Source organism: Microbulbifer regidiadema (SeqCode) (genome assembly GCF_052466995.1).
This window is the reverse complement of sequence record NZ_CP174297.1, coordinates 676679-694736: the sequence shown is the minus strand read 5'-3', so window position 1 is coordinate 694736 and position 18058 is coordinate 676679. Positions and strand designations below refer to the sequence as shown.

The window sequence follows — 18058 nt, the reverse complement described above, 5'->3', positions numbered from 1 at the left end:
TTCTTGAGGTCTATTTTTAAACCACTATCTGAAAATTGGAGCCTGGCAGGTAAAACTCACAACGCCTACCCACTCTATTTACGTTTTCCCCCTGGTAGCCAGCATAAGTGCCTCACGATGGTTAACGCGGTAATTGCCAGTGACTTAGATCGTTTGCAAATACCGCTACAAATATTGGGGCAGCTGCAATAGCCTCCATAAGCTGCTATTTCCCTTTTCGCAACAGTAAATAGCTATAATGATGAATTATCAGCCTAGCAGAAACGACTTACACTTACCTCTCGCTGATAGAGGAAATAGGCATGAGTGAACTGACCAAGGAAATAAACCCAACTGCAAGTGCCAGCTCTTCACTCTGGTGGGTTCACGGCTTGATGCTAATGTGTACATTATTAGTCGCCGGCTCATTTCCGGTTGGCGAACTTATCGCCGATTCACTACCGGCGGACTCCATGATGATGATTCGGTTTTTAATCGCAGCAGGACTGTTTGCACCTTTCATTCTCTTAAAACACGGCGCCCGACTACCCCCCCAAAAAAAACTACTAGGCTATGCATTACTCAGCATTCCCCTGGTTATTTTTTTCTGGTGCATGTTTGAAGCCCTCAAGTACACCAGTGCAGTCAATACCGGCGCTCTTTTCACGGCGGTACCGGCAATGACGGCCATCTTTGCCTTGATCATTAATGGTGAGCACAGCAGCCCCCGCAAAGTTATCGGCCTAAGCCTTGGCACACTGGGAGCCGCCTGGATTGTATTCAGGGGCAACATAACTACCGCAATAGCGCTGGATTTAAATAAAGGAGATTGGATATTCACCCTGGGAGCCGTATCGCTGAGCCTCTACAACCCTCTGATCAAGAGGGTTCATTCGGGGGAACCCACCGAGATTATGACATTTTGGGTAATTCTATTCGCTGCCCTCTGGATGCTACTATTAGCATTTCCCAGCTTGAACCAGATAGAATGGTGGCATATACCTGCTGAAACTTACGGTGGACTATTCTATTTGGCCCTGTTCACTACCTTAATCAGCTTTTTTCTACTACAGTTCAGCACATTAAGAATCGGACCAACCAAAGTTGCAGCCTATAGCTTCTTAAACCCAATATTCGTATTAATATTAACCCTGCTACTGGGGATGGCGGAGTTCAATATTCGATTTATACCTGGAATAATTTTAGTCTTTGCAGCCATGCTGATTATTCAGGCAGAAAACCCCAAAAAACAACCCCTGCCCAAACGGTAAACAAAAAATCCATGTAGCCCTTTGATTGAGACCAGACTCAACAAGGGCAACATCTTCAGTTAACAGGCTTTTCTATTTCATAAATAGCATCAGAAATATCCTCTATTTTAGAGGATATAACCACCTGGGCATCATGCAGCCCTTGATTATAGAACCCCGCCCCCATTTCCTTTGCAAGAAAATCAATAAAGAACTCCGCTTCAAAGCTACCAACCTCCAGATCAAACTCCTCAGAGAGATACCCCCTAACTTTCTCTACCAGCTCCAGCTTCCGCCTTTCTTCTAGCTCTATTTCTGCCATCATTGCCCCAAAACAAAAAAATTAGAATAAAACAAATACCAAGGAACACAAAAAAAACATCCCATTATGCACCCTTAAGATGCTAGGCATTAACCCTCAAGAGAAAGCACCCACACCGACAATAGTCTTTATTGAAGAATTGTACAATGTTAGATTCCAACCCATTTGAATAACTTACAAGGTAAATGGGAATTAAATGAGACTCTTTAACTATCTACTTCTTATCCTTATATTAGGCGGCTGTTCAGAGTCGAGGGAAAGAGACGCGGTATCCGTATACAGCCCCAACGCTCAAAACCTCAGTAAAGCAACAGCAGATACCTCATCAGCAAGCACCAATGGGAATGAGAGAAGCCAGTATATTGCCTATGAACATTTCCTGACGGCAGAGCTACCAGCCACAGAAGTTGAGCCTGTATTTCACAAACTCCAGTCACTTTGTCAGCAAGATATAGAGAACGGATGTACCATACTGGACTCCAGTCTCACAAACAATGAAAGCCCTCACGGAAGCATTCAATTTAGAACTCATCCTGACGGCGTTGATAAAATTATTGGCCTAGCATCAAAGCAAGGCACAGTGATACACCGAGAAACCCAAGCTGAAGATCTGCAAACGTATATTGTCGACAATCAAAAACGACTTGAAATGCTACTCCGCTACCAGTCAAGACTGGTAGAACTCGAACAGAAATCTGAAAATGACATCGACACCTTGATAAAGATCGCTGAAAAATTAGCGTCGGTACAATCTGATATTGAGTATTCACAGGGCAAAAAAGCCAAACTATTCCAGCGCACACAGATGGATTTAGTGCAAATCCAGCTGCATGCCAAGTCCTACGTATCCTTCTGGAACCCTATATCAAGCTCCCTTTCTCACTTTGGTGAGAATTTATCTGACGGGCTATCTGAGGCAATCACTGCAATCGCATACCTTTTACCCTGGTCTATTATTATCCTATTTTCAATCTATCTTATTCGTATAATTTGGCATAAAAGTAGAAAATAATCATTTGCACATAAGGCTTGCACCTCTTTCAGGCATAAAAAAAGCCGGACCGCTTTGCGCAGCCCGGCTTTTTGTCACAGCGAAGCAGTAACTAATTAGAAATTATAGTTAAAGCGTACGCCGTAGCTCATTGGAGTGGAGAATGGGCCAGACACCAGGCCATCACTTCCATCTGCATAGTAGGGAACAACTTCGTCAGTCAAATTGTTACCATAGGCTTCAACATTCCACTGATCGTCCGGGCTGATGTACTTCACAGAAGCATTTACCATCCAAAAAGAATCACGGCTGTCGTCGTAAGCAGAGGTATCCCCTACTGGGAAGTCATGCTTATCGACATTCCAGTAGGTCAGGTAAGATTCATCTTCCCAGTGAATACCGATAAACGGAATGATTGCACCACCATGCGCCAGCTCAAAGGTGTGGTCATAATTGATGGTGAAGCTGAACTCAGGTGACGCAGGCAGCTCATTACCCTTCAAGTTACGGTATAGCTCGTCGTTACTATTGTCGTGAGCTGCACCCCAGTCATCAATTTCAAAGAGTGACTGGTTGTTGAAGTTCCAGCGGTTCACAAAGTCAGAAGTGATTTCCGTCTGCATCCAGGTGGCGAAACCGCTAATTCGACCATTCGGATAGGGAGCCCAGTCGAACTCAAACTCCATACCCATAATTTCTGCTCTAGCGGCATTCTTTGTTAGGTAAATTACATAAGGCTCTGTAGTAATTTCGCCGGTCAAGTTACCTTCATCGTCTCGCTCTTCAACGTAGTAAGTATACGCAGTGTCCGGTGCGGCCAGCTGCATATCTTTGTACCTAGAGAAAAAGAAAGTATTGGCCAGATTTAAACGGCCATCCAGGAAAGTTCCTTTAGCACCAAATTCCCAAGTAACAACCTTTTCTTCATCATAGTTGGTGTCAAAAGTGGCCACTACGATACGATTGCCATCCTCATCAAGGATATCTTGGGCGGTATCAGGGTCTTGTGCGAACTGGCTAATAACATCACCCAAACCACCAGATTTAAATCCAGTTGCGACGTAGGCATAGAGCATTACATCGTCAGTCAGGTCGTAATCAAGACCGATTCGGTAATCGCCGTTGTCCCAATCGTCACTGATATCATTGTACGTATCGATAGTGTAGATAGAGTCATTAGCAAAGTAGTCAGTGGACAACTCACCAAAGAGTGACTGGCTGTATGCGGGGAAACACCCATACTCACCCGTTTCATCCGTATCCTGTGACCAGTCACGAGTACAGCTTAGGTTATTACCGCCCTTATCGCTTTTCTCATCGTAGGTATAGCGGCCACCCAGTGTCAGGTGCAGAGTATCGGTGAGACTATAGGTTGCCTGGGCAAATGCCCCAAGTGCATCAACACTTCTCTCTGGCTGACGCCAGAAAACGGCATTATCCAGCGAAGCCAGGAAGTAACCATTTAAGTCCGTAGATTCATGGAAATAGAATAGGCCCGTAATCCATTGCAGAGGAGCATCATCGGTCGATTGGAGCTGTAACTCATGGGAGTATGAGATATTTTCGGCATCAGTGATGCTCATGCTCATATCCCAGGTATTTCGACCCGCATCAATATCGATCAGGTTACTGCGATTCTGTACTGCATAGCCGGTGTTGTACACAAACGCCATGCTATCGCTAAAGTCCCAGCGGAAATTAGAGCGGAATGAGGTCATGGTGAGATCAAGTTCACCAGGAACATTAACCGCTACAGTGTACTCATCGGCACCGGAACCGTAATAAGTTTCGCAATTTACGCCATCATCGCGCTCATCAGCCTTATCACAATCAATGGTATTAATACCACCGGCACTTTTGTCCTCATAATGCTCAGCTACGGCATACCAGGAAATGTCTTCAGTTGGTTCCCACAGGGCACCAATACGCACTGCTTGCTGGTCAACATTTCCGTAGAAGTCATCCGCATCAGCCCTTACCAGGGAAACATCCTCAGATGCCCACCAGTTGCCATCCTGAGTAAATGTGCGCGCTGCATCATCAGAAAGCGCGGTAGCCCCAAGAGTATCCGCGTCGATATAACGGTTATCATACTGGTTAGCGTCGTAGTAACCAGTCAGATAAGAGTCTCTCGTTTCATCCATAAAGGATGCGCGAAGAGCAAAGGTATCAGAAACCGGGATATTAATAACACCCTTTACCATTTCCTGATTCCAGCGGCCAAATTCAACGCCCACGGAACCTTCAAATTCGTTGATTACCGGTCTCTTTGAGATAACATTGATGGCGCCTACTGTAGAGTTACGGCCATAAAGAGTGCCTTGAGGTCCACGCATGGCTTCAACCCTTTCAGAGTCAAACATCATTGCCATAGCAGATTGGGGACGTGATGAGTAAATACCATCAAAGTGCAAGCCGACCGCCGGATCGCCAAGTTCGCTGGTATTGGTAGAACGCACGCCGCGCATGGAAATTACTGGGGAGGACTGGGAGGCGTCGTAGCCAATATCCACATTGGGGATAGTATTGCCCAGATCTTTTACATTTTTGATACCCTGGCGATCCAGCTCTTCCTGCGTAAACGCACTGATCGCTACCGGTGTATCCATCAAGTTAGTTTCACGCTTCGTTGCGGTAACTGTCACCTCTTCCAGCGCCCAATCGTCATCCTGCTGGCTATCTTCCTGAGCCCAAGCCGACCCTACCGCGACATTTGCCATTGCAATTGCAAAGGTAAGTGGTTTTCTAATTCTCATTGATGTCTCTCCAATCTGCTGCAAAAGGAAAGCCACATTTATTTTTTAATGCATGGCCATCCCATAGGGCCGTCGGCAGTACGGCGGCTAGGGTAAAATCTCAAAAAGAAGGGAGGTAAGAAACTCAGATACGATAGAGCGGATCGCGACTAGGACAAGCAGGACTAGTTCACTATTTATTACTGCCATGCTCGACTGGCAAGTCAGGTGGACATTGGAACCTTAGAATTTATGGGTTGAATTTTTATGAATATTAGGAATTTGTTTTAAAAAATCTCTACCTGTATCTCCGGCACACTCCCAACAGCAGAGCTTAAATATACGTCCTCTAAACTATAAAGACCATATTAAAAGCAATTTGAATGTGACCATTAAGACAACAGATACCTAACAAAAATAGGTAACACCTATTAGCCCTAAATAAAAGGCTTGTTTAAATCTCACAAATAAACCGCAAAAACATTTACCAACATTGTCCAACACCATCTATTAGCTATAAAAACAAAAAAAGAGAACAATATTCCTAAAATGAGATAAATATATGGGAAATATTCCACCCTTATCCCAAAACCAATCTATCAGTGGCACATATAAAAGATAGCGAAGCAACGGAGTGGAAAAATAAAAAGGGAGGCAAAAGACCCTAGCCCTTTGCAAGAGCTGCAACGCAGCAGCTGTGGCCTTCAAGGCCCGCCCTTCGGGGCTTGCAGAGCGATTCACACTCCGCATTGCGACTTCTCGAAAGGTCTAGACATTCCTGCGAAGCCGCGCCTTGATTGTGAACCGCTCTGTAAGCCAGAGGCATCACAGAGCTGTTCAGAGGCTCCCTAAAAGCTATCCCCCGGCACTCGCACCCGCCCTTCCATCAGGATTCGGGCACTACGGCTCATAATGGCCTTGGTGGCAGTCCACTGCCCTTTGACCTCTTTGGCTTCAGCACCCACACGCAAGGTGCCCGATGGGTGACCAAAACAAACGGAGTTGCGCTCACCCCCACCGGCGGCAAGGTTAACCAAAGTCCCGGGGATCGCTGCGGCGGTGCCAATGGCTACCGCTGCCGTACCCATCATGGCGTGATGCAACTTGCCCATAGATAAGGCCCGCACAAGGAGATCGACCTCGGAAGATGCCACTGCTTTGCCACTGGATGCAGTGTAATCCTGCGGTTTAGCGACAAAAGCAATCTTAGGGGTGTGATGGCGATTGGCAGCTTCTTCAATGCTAGAGACCAACCCCATCTTTACTGCACCGTGAACGCGAATGCTCTCAAACATCGCCAGTGCTTTGCTGTCACCGTTGATGGCCTCCTGCAATTCAGTACCGGTATAACCAATAGCTTCTGCATTGACGAAAATCGTCGGAATGCCAGCATTGATCATGGTGGCCTTGAGCACACCTACATCGGGCACTTCCAGATCATCGACCAGATTACCGGTAGGAAACATGGCACCCTCACCATCGGCGGGGTCCATAAATTCCACTTCCACTTCAGCCGCCGGAAAAGTCACTCCGTCCAGCTCAAAGCCACCGGTTTCCTGAACTTCGCCATTGGTCATAGGTACATGGGCAATAATGGTTTTGCCAATATTGGCCTGCCAGATGCGCACGGTGCAGATGCCATTTTCCGGCACTCTGGTGGGCTCTACAAAACCGCTATTGATCGCAAAGGCACCCACGGCGGCGGTGAGGTTGCCGCAGTTACCACTCCAATCAACAAACGGCTTATCGATGGAAACCTGACCAAACAGGTAGTTCACATCGTGATCGGCTTTATCGCTGGGCGACAAGATTACCGTTTTGCTAGTGCTTGAAGTAGCGCCACCCATACCATCGGTTTGCTTACCGTAGGGGTCTGGGCTGCCAATCACACGCAACAGCAGGTTGTCACGGGCCTGCCCCGGCACCTGGGCAACTTCGGGCAGATCTTGCAAGCGGAAGAAAACACCCTTGCTGGTTCCCCCGCGCATATAAGTCGCGGGGATTTTAACTTGAGGAGCAAACTTCATAACTCAGGCCGTCGCTTCTGCTTCGAGGAAGTCTTTGGCAAAGCGCTGCAAAACACCCCCAGCCTCGTAAATGGAAACTTCTTCTGCGGTATCCAGGCGGCAGGTAACCAGAGCCTCAATCGTCTCACCATTAGCGCGGTGGATAAGCAGGGTCAACGTGGCATGGGGAGTGCGCTCACCGATTACGTCAAAACTTTCGGTACCGTCGATACCCAAAGTTTCACGGGTAGTGCCCGACTTAAACTCCAACGGCAATACACCCATACCGATCAGGTTAGTGCGATGAATTCGCTCGAAGCCTTCGGCCACAATCGCTTCCACACCGGCAAGGCGTACACCTTTCGCAGCCCAGTCACGGGAGGAGCCCTGCCCGTAATCGGCACCTGCAATGATAATCAGAGGCTGCTTACGATCCATATAGGTCTCGATGGCTTCCCACATACGGGTAACCTGCCCTTCCGGCTCGACACGAGCCAGGGAGCCCTGGCGAATCTCGCCGTTATCATCGCGCACCATTTCGTTGAGTAGCTTCGGATTGGCGAAAGTTGCACGCTGGGCAGTGAGGTGGTCGCCGCGGTGGGTCGCGTAGGAGTTAAAGTCCTCCTCCGGCAATCCCATTTTCGCCAGGTATTCACCGGCAGCACTGCTGGCCAGAATGGCATTGGACGGAGACAAGTGGTCGGTAGTGATATTGTCACCCAGCACCGCCAGCGGGCGCATACCCTTCAAACTGCGCTCGCCTGCCAGGGCACCTTCCCAATAAGGTGGGCGGCGGATATAGGTGCTCATCGGGCGCCAGTGGTAGAGTGCGTGGCCCTGCTCTTCTGCGGCATCCCGCTCTTCAAACATGGGAATATACACATCGCGGAACTGCTGTGGCTTCACGCTCTGACGTACGATCGCATCGATCTCTTCATCGCTGGGCCAGATATCTTTCAGGGTAATCGGGTTGCCATCGGCATCGTATCCCAGCGCATCCTTTTCAATATCGAACCGGATGGTGCCGGCAATAGCGTAGGCAACGACCAGCGGCGGTGAAGCCAGGAAAGCCTGCTTGGCATAGGGGTGGATACGACCGTCGAAGTTGCGGTTGCCGGACAGGACCGCAGTAGCATACAGATCGCGATCGATCACTTCCTGCTGAATTTTCGGGTCCAGGGCACCGCTCATGCCGTTACAGGTGGTGCAGGCGAAAGCCACTACGCCGAAGCCCATCTGCTCCAGATCCGGTAGCAGGTCGGCCTCTTCCAAATACATTTTTACCGTTTTGGAGCCTGGAGCCAGGGAGGACTTGACCCAGGGCTTGCGGGTCAGGCCGAGCTTGTTCGCATTGCGGGCAATCAGACCTGCGGCAATCATATTGCGCGGGTTGCTGGTATTGGTGCAGCTGGTAATCGCGGCAATAATCACAGCACCATCGGGCATCTCACCGGCTTTCTCTTCCCAGGCCTTGGCGATACCGCGATTGGCCAGTTCCGAGGCCGGCAGCAGCGCGTGGGGGTTGGAGGGGCCCGCAAGGTTGCGGCCGACTGTATCCAGATCGAACTTCAGTACGCGCTCGTATTCGGCATCCTTCAAAGTATCGGACCAGAGGCCCGTTTCCCTGGCAAACTTCTCTACCAAAGCTACCTGCTCATCATCGCGGCCGGTGAGTTTGAGATAGTCGATGGTTTGCTCATCGATAGAGAACATGGCCGCAGTAGCGCCATACTCCGGAGTCATATTGGAAATAGTGGCGCGATCGCCCAGGGTCAGGTTGGAAGCCCCTTCACCGTAAAACTCCAGGTAGGCTCCAACCACGCGCTCGCGGCGCAGGAATTCAGTGAGGGCCAATACCAAGTCGGTACCGGTTATACCGGGCTGCAACTTTCCGCTGAGTTCCACCCCAACAATATGCGGCAGACGCATATAAGAGGCGCGGCCAAGCATCACGCTCTCAGCTTCCAGGCCGCCAACACCCACAGAAATCACACCCAGAGCATCTACCATCGGCGTGTGGCTGTCGGTACCGACACAGGTATCCGGGAAGGCCACGCCCTCGCGCACCTGCACCACCGGAGACATTTTCTCCAGATTGATCTGGTGCATGATGCCGTTCCCGGGGGGAATCACATCGACGTTTTCAAATGCGGTTTTGGTCCAGTTGATAAAGTGGAAGCGGTCTTCGTTACGACGCTCCTCTACCGCACGATTTTTTTCAAAAGCATCCTTCTCAAATCCGGGGTGCTCTACCGCGAGGGAGTGATCCACAATCAACTGGGTGGGAACCACTGGATTTACCTTGGCGGGATCACCGCCTTTATCGGCAATGGCATCGCGCAGACCGGCCAGGTCTACCAACGCAGTTTGACCGAGAATGTCGTGGCACACCACTCGGGCTGGAAACCAAGGGAAGTCCAACTCGCGCTTGCGCTCAATAATCTGTTTCAGGGAGTCGGTCAGTTTTGCCGGCTCGCAGCGACGCACCAGGTTTTCCGCCAGAATACGTGAGGTATACGGCAGTTTGGCATAGGCTCCGGGCTGGATCGCGTCAACAGCGGCTCGGGTATCGAAATAATCGAGGTCTGTTCCGGGCAGTGATTTGCGGTAATCAGTATTCATAGCAGGTAAATCAGTCGAATCTTTTTTTAAAATCGTGTCTCTTCTGAGGGTGGCTCCAGGCCACTCACCAAAGGCGACCTGGAGCCGGCACACTGGGTGTGCCTCATTTCAAAAGTGAAATGAAAATTAACCGCGCTCGGCGATTGGAGTTACTGTACGGGGCTCAACACCCACATACTCTGCACTCGGGCGAATAATGCGGTTGTCAGCGCGCTGCTCAAATACATGTGCAGCCCAGCCGGTAACGCGGGACATTACAAAAATTGGGGTGAATAACTTTGTCGGAATACCCATAAAGTGATACGCGGAAGCGTGGAAAAAGTCTGCATTACAGAACAATTTTTTCTCGCGCCACATAACTTCTTCACAGCGAACGGATACCGGGTACAGCACGGTATCACCCACATCCTCAGCCAACTTTTCAGACCAGCCTTTGATGATCTCATTGCGCGGATCGGACTCGCGGTAAACCGCATGGCCAAAGCCCATAATCTTCTCTTTGCGCTCCAGCATACCCAGCAGTTCTTTCTCTGCTTCGTCCGGATTAGAGAAACGCTCAATCAGCTCCATTGCCGCCTCGTTGGCACCACCATGCAGAGGACCACGCAGAGTGCCGATGGCACCGGTGATACAGCTGAACAGGTCGGACAAAGTGGAGGCACAAACACGCGCGCTAAAAGTCGATGCGTTAAATTCGTGCTCTGCGTACAGGATCAGGGAAACGTTCATAACCTGCTCGTGCAGCGCATTGGGCTTCTCATCGCGCAACATATGCAGGAAGTGACCGCCGATGCTGTCGTCATCAGTTTCAGTTTCGATGCGCACATTGTCGTGGGTGAAACGGTACCAATAACAGATGATGGAGGGGAATGCGGCCAACAGGCGGTTGGCTTTTTCCAGCTGCTGGGCGAAGGAGTCTTCACCTTCCAGGTTGCCCAACATGGAGCAGCCGGTGCGCATTACGTCCATCGGGTGAGCATCAGCCGGGATGCGCTCAAGCACTTCTTTTAATGCCTGCGGCAGGCCGCGCTTGGTTTTCAGTAGCGCTTTGTACTCTGTCAGCTCTTCCGCAGTGGGTAGTTCTCCATAGAAAATTAGGTAGGCAACTTCTTCAAACTCACAGTGTTGGGCCAGATCTTTAATATCGTAACCGCGATAGGTAAGGCCGGAACCGGATTTACCCACGGTGGAAAGTGCAGTTTTACCCGCTACCTGGCCGCGCAGACCAGCACCACCCAATGCTTTATCTACCATCTTCTTATCTCCCCTGTTTTATACACACCTAGTGTGTTCATCCAATTGAAAGCGCAGCGCCCAGCCTTGCCGCCGGGCGGATTATCCCTACTTATTGAAAAGTTCGTCCAGCTTCTGCTCAAACTCGTGATAATTCAGGTAATCGTACAGCTCCTCACGGGTCTGCATGGTATTGACAACCGCTTGTTGATCGCCATTTTGCAGGATGCTGGTATAAACATTTTCCGCAGCACGGTTCATCGAACGAAACGCCGACAGTGGATACAGTACGATATCTGCACCCGCTTCACCCAGTTCTTTAACGTTATACAGTTTAGTTTTACCAAACTCGGTGATATTCGCCAAAATCGGCACATTTAACGCGTCTTTAAATGCACGATAGTGCTCCAGTTCAGTAACCGCTTCCGCGAAAATACCGTCGGCGCCAGCCTCGATACAGGCCTGGGCGCGTTCAATAGCCGCATCGAGCCCTTCCTGTGCAAAAGCATCGGTACGAGCCATTACAAAGAAATCGTCATCGGTACGAGCATCTACAGCTGCTTTGATGCGGTCGACCATCTCCTGCTTGGAAACAATTTCTTTATTTGGGCGATGGCCGCAACGCTTCTGTGCAACCTGATCTTCGATATGCACCGCAGCAGCACCAGCGCGGATCATCTCCTTAATGGTGCGGGAGATATTGAAAGCACCGCCCCAACCCGTGTCGATATCCACCAATAGCGGCAGCTCACTGGCTGCGGTTATACGACGCACATCCTCCAGCACATTGTCGAGACTGGTCATTCCCAAATCTGGCAGGCCGTAGGAGGCGTTGGCAACACCGGCACCGGACAAGTAAATCGCCTTGTGACCAATACGCTCGGCCATAATGGCGGAGTAGGCGTTGATGGTACCAACCACTTGCAGCGGTTGATTCTCGGTGAGTGCCGCGCGGAAACGCGCGCCAGCGGAAGGCTTTTGGCTCATGCTCTACCTCAGTTTCTTTTCAATGTTTATTCTCGAGGCGCGGATATGCCGGCGCATCAACAGCTCCGCCAGCTCACCATCCCCGGCCTCAATGGCCTCAATGATATGGTTGTGCTCGCGGAGTGCCCGCTGGGCCCTGGGACTGGCCATGCCCAGCTGGTAGCGGTACATACGAACACGGTAATAAAGTCGGTTGCACAGGGTATCGATCAAAAGATCATTTTTTGATGCCTGCACGATACGGAAATGAAAGTCGAAATCCCCCTCCGGCTGGAAGTACGCTTTACCGGCCTGCAACTCTTCCTGCTGCTCATGGTGATAGAGCATTTGACGCAGCTCAATTAAGTCCTCTTCGCTGCGCTGCTCTGCGGCCAGGCGACAGGCCATCCCCTCCAGAGCTTCGCGAACTTCATAGAGTTCCAGCAAACCGCGCTCAGTCAACTCTACAACCCGGGCGCCAACATTCACTCTGCGCTCCAGTAGGCCCAGAGACTCCAAGCGCATCACAGCTTCGCGCAGGCTGCCGCGACTGGCATTAAAACGACGCGCCAGTTCCGGCTCACTAATTTTGCTACCGGAGGCAATTTGCCCCTCCACAATTTCCGCGCGCAAAGTTAGGAATAAGCGTTCGGCCAGGCTCTGGCGCTCTTCCGAAACTGAATCGCGAGTACCACCTACAGTCATGCAAACCCTGGATTGTCGACAATCTTTAAGGGATAAAACATTAAATCAGCGACAGTTTCTCGTCAACTGCGGGTATAGAGAGACAAATATTAAAGATTGTTGACAATAAGGCAAAATAGGTGACTTTAAACAGAGCGGTAGTCTTGCCATGCTTAAGTGGGCATAATAGCGCCCGCGCCAAATGAGACGTGTTCGACTGACGAATGTGAGCACTCTATGCTTGTTTGGGGCTTAGGGGAAATCCCGCAGAAAGAATATCCAGGCCTCGGAACAGCGCTTGTTTTAGGCTGCCACCACCCAGGTTACAGACAGAGTTATGCCGAAGAGTATTATCAGGCGATGGCTGCCAAGCCCCGAAGAAGTTAGAGCCAACAATGGCCTCAAATTTCTGGGGACTCTTCTCCACGACCCCAACCTTTTCCATTTGAACCGACACTCGGTCTCGGTCGCATTTGCAGCAGGTGTATTTACCAGCTTCCTACCCCTGCCAGGCCAGATGATTATTGCCGCGTTACTGGCCCTTTGGCTACGCTGCAATCTCCCCCTATCCATTATTCTGGTATGGATTAGCAATCCGATCACCATGCCCGCCATTTTCTTTAGCACCTACAAACTCGGTGCCTGGGTCCTCGGAGCGCCACCGGTAGACTTCAGTATAGAGCTGTCGTGGGAATGGCTGACGACTGAGGTCGGGAAAATCTGGTTGCCGCTATTTACCGGCTCACTGCTCGCCGGGGTATTCTTTGCAGCAGCTGCCTACTTCACTATGCGCGCCCTTTGGCGCTGGCATGTGGTGAAGAAATGGAAAATGCGCATCCAAAAGCGCTCAGCGGCCGGTTAACTCCCCCTACCGCATTTCAATGCGCGCTTCACAGGGCTACCCCCCAGATTACTTTAGTGCGCTGATGCATAACTCTAGATATTGCCCCGGGAGAAACAACCCCGGGCAAAGCTCCGGAGCCGCCTCAGCACACAGAAAATCCGCAGGTACGGTCAACACTGTCTAGAGCTGGAGTCTTGAGCAAATCCCGCCTGCCGACTATTCATTGCGCAAAGCAGCGGCCGGCTGCACCCGGCTGGCCTTCAAGGCGGGATAGAGGGTTGCCAGGAGGCTGAGTGCAAACCCTACAGATACCACCAGGACTACGTCCTGCCACATCAGCTGAGACGGCAAATAATCCACCGGGTAGACATCGGACTTCAAAAATTGAATCCCCAACAAGGTCTCCAGCCCAGCGACCAATTTAGTCACTGTTAGAGAGCCCAACACCCCCAAAACACCACCAATTAGGGCACCGACCAATCCCACCAGGGCCCCCTGACTCACAAAGGTCAGTAAGATCTGCCGAGTGCTGGCCCCCAAAGTGCGAAGAATGGCGATATCGCTGTGTTTATCGATAACCACCATCACCAGAGTGGAAACCACATTAAAGGCGGCAATTGCAATAATCAGGAACACCAGCAGCCCCACCAGATTGCGGGACATCTGGATAGCTTGGTAGAGATTTCCGTGAGTGCGACTCCAGTCGGTGCCGTAGAAATTCCCCCGAGGCAAGTCTTGCAAGAGGCGCCGCATAATCCAGTTGGCCTCAAGCATCTCATTGACCCGCAGCTGAACCCCTGCCCCGCCGCTGCCCCCAGCTAGAGCCTTGGCCTGCTGCCAGGATGCCAGGGCGAGGGATTGATCCAGCACTGTACCCGAGTGGAAAACCTGCGCCACTTTAAATCCGGCAACCCGGGCAGCCCTGCGTACACCGGTGGCACTGTCGTTATTGGGCACAATCAGAGAGAGGTAATCGCCAGCCTCAACCCCGAGTTTTTTCGCAAGACCTTTACCCAGAACCACACCCGGTTCAGAGGGGTTCATTAGGGCATCGAAGGATGCGGGTTTAACGAAGTCCCCAATATTGGAGACCGCGCTAATGGTCTCGGGATTGACTCCCTGCACCAGCAGTGGCGTCACCTCAGCCCCGCGCCTGGCCAACGCGTTGACCTGCCACACCTCCGCCGCAGAGAGAACCGCAGGGTCGGAAACCAGCTGTTGGCGCAACTGAGACCAATCCACATCCGGACTGCTATTGTAAATAGTGACATGGGGCATAATTCCCAGAATCCGCTCGCGCAATTCCCGGTCAAAACCATTCATCACCGACATCACCACAATCATCAGGGCGACACCGAGAATCAGGCCAATCATCGATAAACCAGAAATAAACGAGACCAGGGCGGCCGAGTCATCGTTTCGACGCTGGGCTCCGGCGTAACGCAATCCAATAAAGGCGGGAAGTGGCTTAAACATGATCACCCTGGTGCCAATCGGCGGTCAGCTGCCCATCGATCAAATGCAGGCAGCGATCCAAGGCCGCAGCGAGATCCGGGTCGTGAGTAACAATCACAAAACTGATGCCCATCTCCCGGTTCAATCGATCCATCAACTTGTGGATCTCCGCAGCCGTGGCCCGATCCAGGTTACCGGTGGGCTCATCCATCAACACACAGGCGGGCCTTGTCACCAGCGACCGGGCAATAGCCACACGCTGCCGCTCCCCTCCAGACAACTGTGATGGCTTGTGCCCCATGCGCTCACCCAGCCCTACCGCTCTGAGCATCTCCTCCGCCTCTTTGCGGGCATCGGCTACAGAGCGCTTGCCAATCAGCAGCGGCATTGCGACATTTTCCAGGGCGGAAAACTCATTGAGCAAGTGGTGAAACTGATAGACAAAACCGAGGCTACTGTTACGCAGCCAGCCGCGCTCATTGGCATTGAGGTCGGCGAGATTCTTTCCCGCCACCCAGACCTCACCGGAGCTGGGGGTATCGAGGCCACCGAGCAGATTGAGCAGCGTCGACTTGCCGGAACCAGATGCCCCGACAATGGCCAGTTTCTCGCCCCGCTTAACCTCCAGCTCGGCACCACTCAACACCTCCAGGTCCCTACCGCCCTGGCGATAATGCTTGCGCAATTGCCGACACACTAAAACGGCATCACCGGGAGCCGGTGCAGGCCGCGCTTTTTCAGTATCTATTTCCACTCGACTGTTCATCAAACTATTCGCTGTCTCTTAACGCCTATAAATCGCACCGACAAAACAGATCGGCGATGGATTTATACAAAATTATTCGTAACGCAAAGCTTCCGCAGGCTCGATCTGCGCCGCCCGCCAGGCGGGGAATATGGTTGCCAATAAGCTCATGCCTATTGCCGCTGACACCACCACTACGGCATCGCCAACGCGAAACTCAGAAGGCAGGTAGCTCACAAAGAAAACCCTAGGGTCAAAAAGTTGGGCCCCTACCGCCGATTCAATCCAGGTCACCATTTCTGTCAGATTCATCGCAATCAGAATACCCAGTACAGCACCGACAAAGGCGCCGATAATACCGATCGCGCTGCCCTGAATAACAAACACCGCCATAATCTGGCGCGACGTGAGCCCCAGGGTTCTCAATACAGCAATATCGGAACGCTTATCGGCAACCATCAGCACCAGCGCAGAGACGATATTAAAGGCCGCCACGGCCACAATAATCATCAGCATCAGTGTGACGACGGTTTTCTCCATTTTCACCGCCTGGAACAAGCTGCCCTGAGAGTCTCCCCAGTCCTCCCCCCGGAAGCCCTCCCCCAGCGCATTTGCATAGGCAGCAACACGCCCCAGAGCATTGTCCATATCGTCAAAGCGCAGCTGTAGCCCTTGGACCTTACCGCTCATCCGGGTGAGCCGCGCGGCATCTTCAATGTTAATCAGCGCCACATTCTGATCCACCTGCGCGCCTACCGAGAAGACACCGGCCACGGTAAAGCGCTTGGTGCGCGGGAAAATTCCTGCCGGGGTGACACTGACTTCTGGCAGGGTCAGGATCACCGAGTCCCCGGGAATCACATTGAGCTGATGGGCAAGGATTCGCCCCAGAACCACCCGATAGCTGCGCGGTTCCAGCAGATCCAGGCTGCCCATCACCATATGCTCGCCAACTGTCGACACCTTGCGCAGCGCTTGCGGATCTACGCCTTGGAACTGGGCGCCGTGACTGCTGCCATGGGCGCTCAACAGAGCGTAGCCATTGACGAAAGGACTGGTAGCCTCGACGTGGGGCTGGGCCTCCAGCTGCCGTGCGGGTGCCTGCCAGTCCACAAGGCCGCCCTCCCGCTCCACAAAACCGTGAGGTACAACACTCAATATTCGGGTTTTAAGCTCACGATCGAAGCCGTTCATCACAGAAGTAACAACAATCAGAGCAAGAACACCAAGGGCCATCCCCAGCAGAGAGAAGCCGTTGATAAAGGAAATAAATTGCTGCCTGCGGCGGGCCGCCACATAGCGCAAGCCAATATAAAGGGGAACAGGTTTTAACATAGGGTCGATTTAAACGGAAAAATGCCAGGAAATCCAAAGATTTAGGCAAGATTACCAAATGTTGCGGGTCTTGGGTGTCGCCCCGGGAACTCTAGAGCCTCCCCCGCCAAACGCCAGGCCTGTCGGGGCGCTCCCCTGCGGGGCCAGTCAGTGATTAGGACAACCCCGGATGGAAACCGGTCAGTAACTCATACAGAGGCGCTCGTAAGTCGAAGGCTGAAAAAGTCTCAATCCGCCTCCCCAGCCCGACACGGGTTCCCAGGTCGTCACCCCAATCCCCCTACCTTTCGCCAATACCAACCAGGCACAAGAACTCTAAAAACCCAAACGCTAAAAAGTGGCACTAAACAGCCTAAATAGGCACCATTTACTCTACTTATGACGTAAAAACGTGAAGAACAACAGGAGCTTTGACTGAAATTCTGTTTTAATGGGACGGCTAATGGAACACTAATTCGGGGGACAAAAAATGTTCAGCAGACTCCGCAGCGGATTGCACTATCTCGCTGGTTCAATGGTACTACTTCTCACCTTGGGCGCCCAGGCGACAACAATAGAAGTACCGGTAGGCACCCAGGGGGGGGAGCTCGCCATTGAAGAAGTCCGTGGGCTCAAAAAACACGACGTCACCTCGCGCCTGGGAGAACCTCTCAGTATCCAGGGGCCGATTGGCGAACCCGCCATCACCCGCTGGGAATACAACGACTTTTACGTCTTCTTTGAGCTGGACACCGTCCTGCACACCGTGAAAAAGCCCAGCGGCTGACTTATCGTTTTTCGGGCAGGGGCTCAGCAGAGCTCCCCCTCCCCACTGAATAACACACTCTGTTACAACCTCTCGATTTTTTCCCTACCTTCGGTAAAACTCGCAACCCCAATACTACAGCCGGG

14 protein-coding genes are annotated in these 18058 nt (G+C 51.6%); 4 read left to right on the top strand and 10 right to left on the bottom strand.

The features are described from left to right. Positions 1 to 302 precede the first annotated feature (302 nt). The gene (locus tag ACJJIK_RS02960) at positions 303 to 1250 is read left to right on the top strand and encodes a DMT family transporter (RefSeq protein WP_444944149.1); all 948 of its coding nucleotides are present in this window, start codon (positions 303 to 305) and stop codon (positions 1248 to 1250) included. Positions 1251 to 1305: 55 nt separating this feature from the next. Here ACJJIK_RS02960 and ACJJIK_RS02955 read toward each other — a convergent pair whose 3' ends face one another. Further along, on the bottom strand, positions 1306 to 1551 hold the full coding sequence (locus ACJJIK_RS02955) for a DUF2164 domain-containing protein (RefSeq protein ID WP_444931249.1): 246 nt from the start codon (positions 1549 to 1551) through the stop codon (positions 1306 to 1308). Between the two features lie 196 nt (positions 1552 to 1747). Here ACJJIK_RS02955 and ACJJIK_RS02950 point away from each other — a divergent pair, with 196 nt between their 5' ends. Next, positions 1748 to 2563 (top strand): DUF4349 domain-containing protein, encoded by an 816-nt coding sequence (locus tag ACJJIK_RS02950; protein ID WP_444944148.1) that lies wholly within the window; start codon positions 1748 to 1750, stop codon positions 2561 to 2563. 95 nt (positions 2564 to 2658) lie between these two features. On the opposite strand, the gene ACJJIK_RS02945 is transcribed toward ACJJIK_RS02950, so the two are convergent. From ACJJIK_RS02945 to ACJJIK_RS02920, 6 genes are all read right to left on the bottom strand, one after another. Next, the gene (locus tag ACJJIK_RS02945; protein ID WP_444944147.1) at positions 2659 to 5298 is read right to left on the bottom strand and encodes a TonB-dependent receptor; all 2640 of its coding nucleotides are present in this window, start codon (positions 5296 to 5298) and stop codon (positions 2659 to 2661) included. A gap of 827 nt (positions 5299 to 6125) precedes the next feature. Further along, a complete protein-coding gene (prpF, locus tag ACJJIK_RS02940; protein WP_444944146.1) occupies positions 6126 to 7304 on the bottom strand; it encodes a 2-methylaconitate cis-trans isomerase PrpF in 1179 nt (392 codons plus the stop codon). Between the two features lie 3 nt (positions 7305 to 7307). Then, positions 7308 to 9905, bottom strand: a complete 2598-nt coding sequence (gene acnD, locus ACJJIK_RS02935; RefSeq protein ID WP_444931253.1) for a Fe/S-dependent 2-methylisocitrate dehydratase AcnD — start codon at positions 9903 to 9905, stop codon at positions 7308 to 7310. Between the two features lie 126 nt (positions 9906 to 10031). Continuing rightward, on the bottom strand, positions 10032 to 11159 hold the full coding sequence (gene prpC, locus ACJJIK_RS02930; protein ID WP_444931254.1) for a bifunctional 2-methylcitrate synthase/citrate synthase: 1128 nt from the start codon (positions 11157 to 11159) through the stop codon (positions 10032 to 10034). Positions 11160 to 11246: 87 nt separating this feature from the next. Continuing rightward, positions 11247 to 12125 (bottom strand): methylisocitrate lyase, encoded by an 879-nt coding sequence (prpB, locus tag ACJJIK_RS02925; RefSeq protein WP_444944145.1) that lies wholly within the window; start codon positions 12123 to 12125, stop codon positions 11247 to 11249. Between the two features lie 3 nt (positions 12126 to 12128). Beyond that, positions 12129 to 12809, bottom strand: a complete 681-nt coding sequence (locus ACJJIK_RS02920; RefSeq protein ID WP_444931256.1) for a GntR family transcriptional regulator — start codon at positions 12807 to 12809, stop codon at positions 12129 to 12131. A 316-nt stretch (positions 12810 to 13125) separates the two neighbouring features. Between ACJJIK_RS02920 and ACJJIK_RS02915 the strand changes: the two genes are divergently transcribed. After that, a complete protein-coding gene (locus ACJJIK_RS02915; RefSeq protein ID WP_444931257.1) occupies positions 13126 to 13650 on the top strand; it encodes a DUF2062 domain-containing protein in 525 nt (174 codons plus the stop codon). A 198-nt stretch (positions 13651 to 13848) separates the two neighbouring features. Here the strand turns inward: ACJJIK_RS02915 and ACJJIK_RS02910 are convergent, their stop codons facing one another. From ACJJIK_RS02910 to ACJJIK_RS02900, 3 genes are all read right to left on the bottom strand, one after another. Next, positions 13849 to 15108, bottom strand: coding sequence for a lipoprotein-releasing ABC transporter permease subunit (locus ACJJIK_RS02910; RefSeq protein WP_444944144.1), 1260 nt, complete (start codon positions 15106 to 15108; stop codon positions 13849 to 13851). Then, a complete protein-coding gene (gene lolD / locus ACJJIK_RS02905) occupies positions 15101 to 15853 on the bottom strand; it encodes a lipoprotein-releasing ABC transporter ATP-binding protein LolD (RefSeq protein WP_444931259.1) in 753 nt (250 codons plus the stop codon). Before lolD ends, ACJJIK_RS02910 begins: the two co-directional genes overlap by 8 nt. Positions 15854 to 15925: 72 nt before the next feature. Further along, the gene (locus ACJJIK_RS02900) at positions 15926 to 17167 is read right to left on the bottom strand and encodes a lipoprotein-releasing ABC transporter permease subunit (RefSeq protein ID WP_444944143.1); all 1242 of its coding nucleotides are present in this window, start codon (positions 17165 to 17167) and stop codon (positions 15926 to 15928) included. A gap of 469 nt (positions 17168 to 17636) precedes the next feature. Between ACJJIK_RS02900 and ACJJIK_RS02895 the strand changes: the two genes are divergently transcribed. Next, complete coding sequence (locus ACJJIK_RS02895) at positions 17637 to 17933, top strand: hypothetical protein (RefSeq protein ID WP_444931261.1); 297 nt, start codon at positions 17637 to 17639, stop codon at positions 17931 to 17933. The last annotated feature ends 125 nt before the right edge of the window (positions 17934 to 18058 follow it).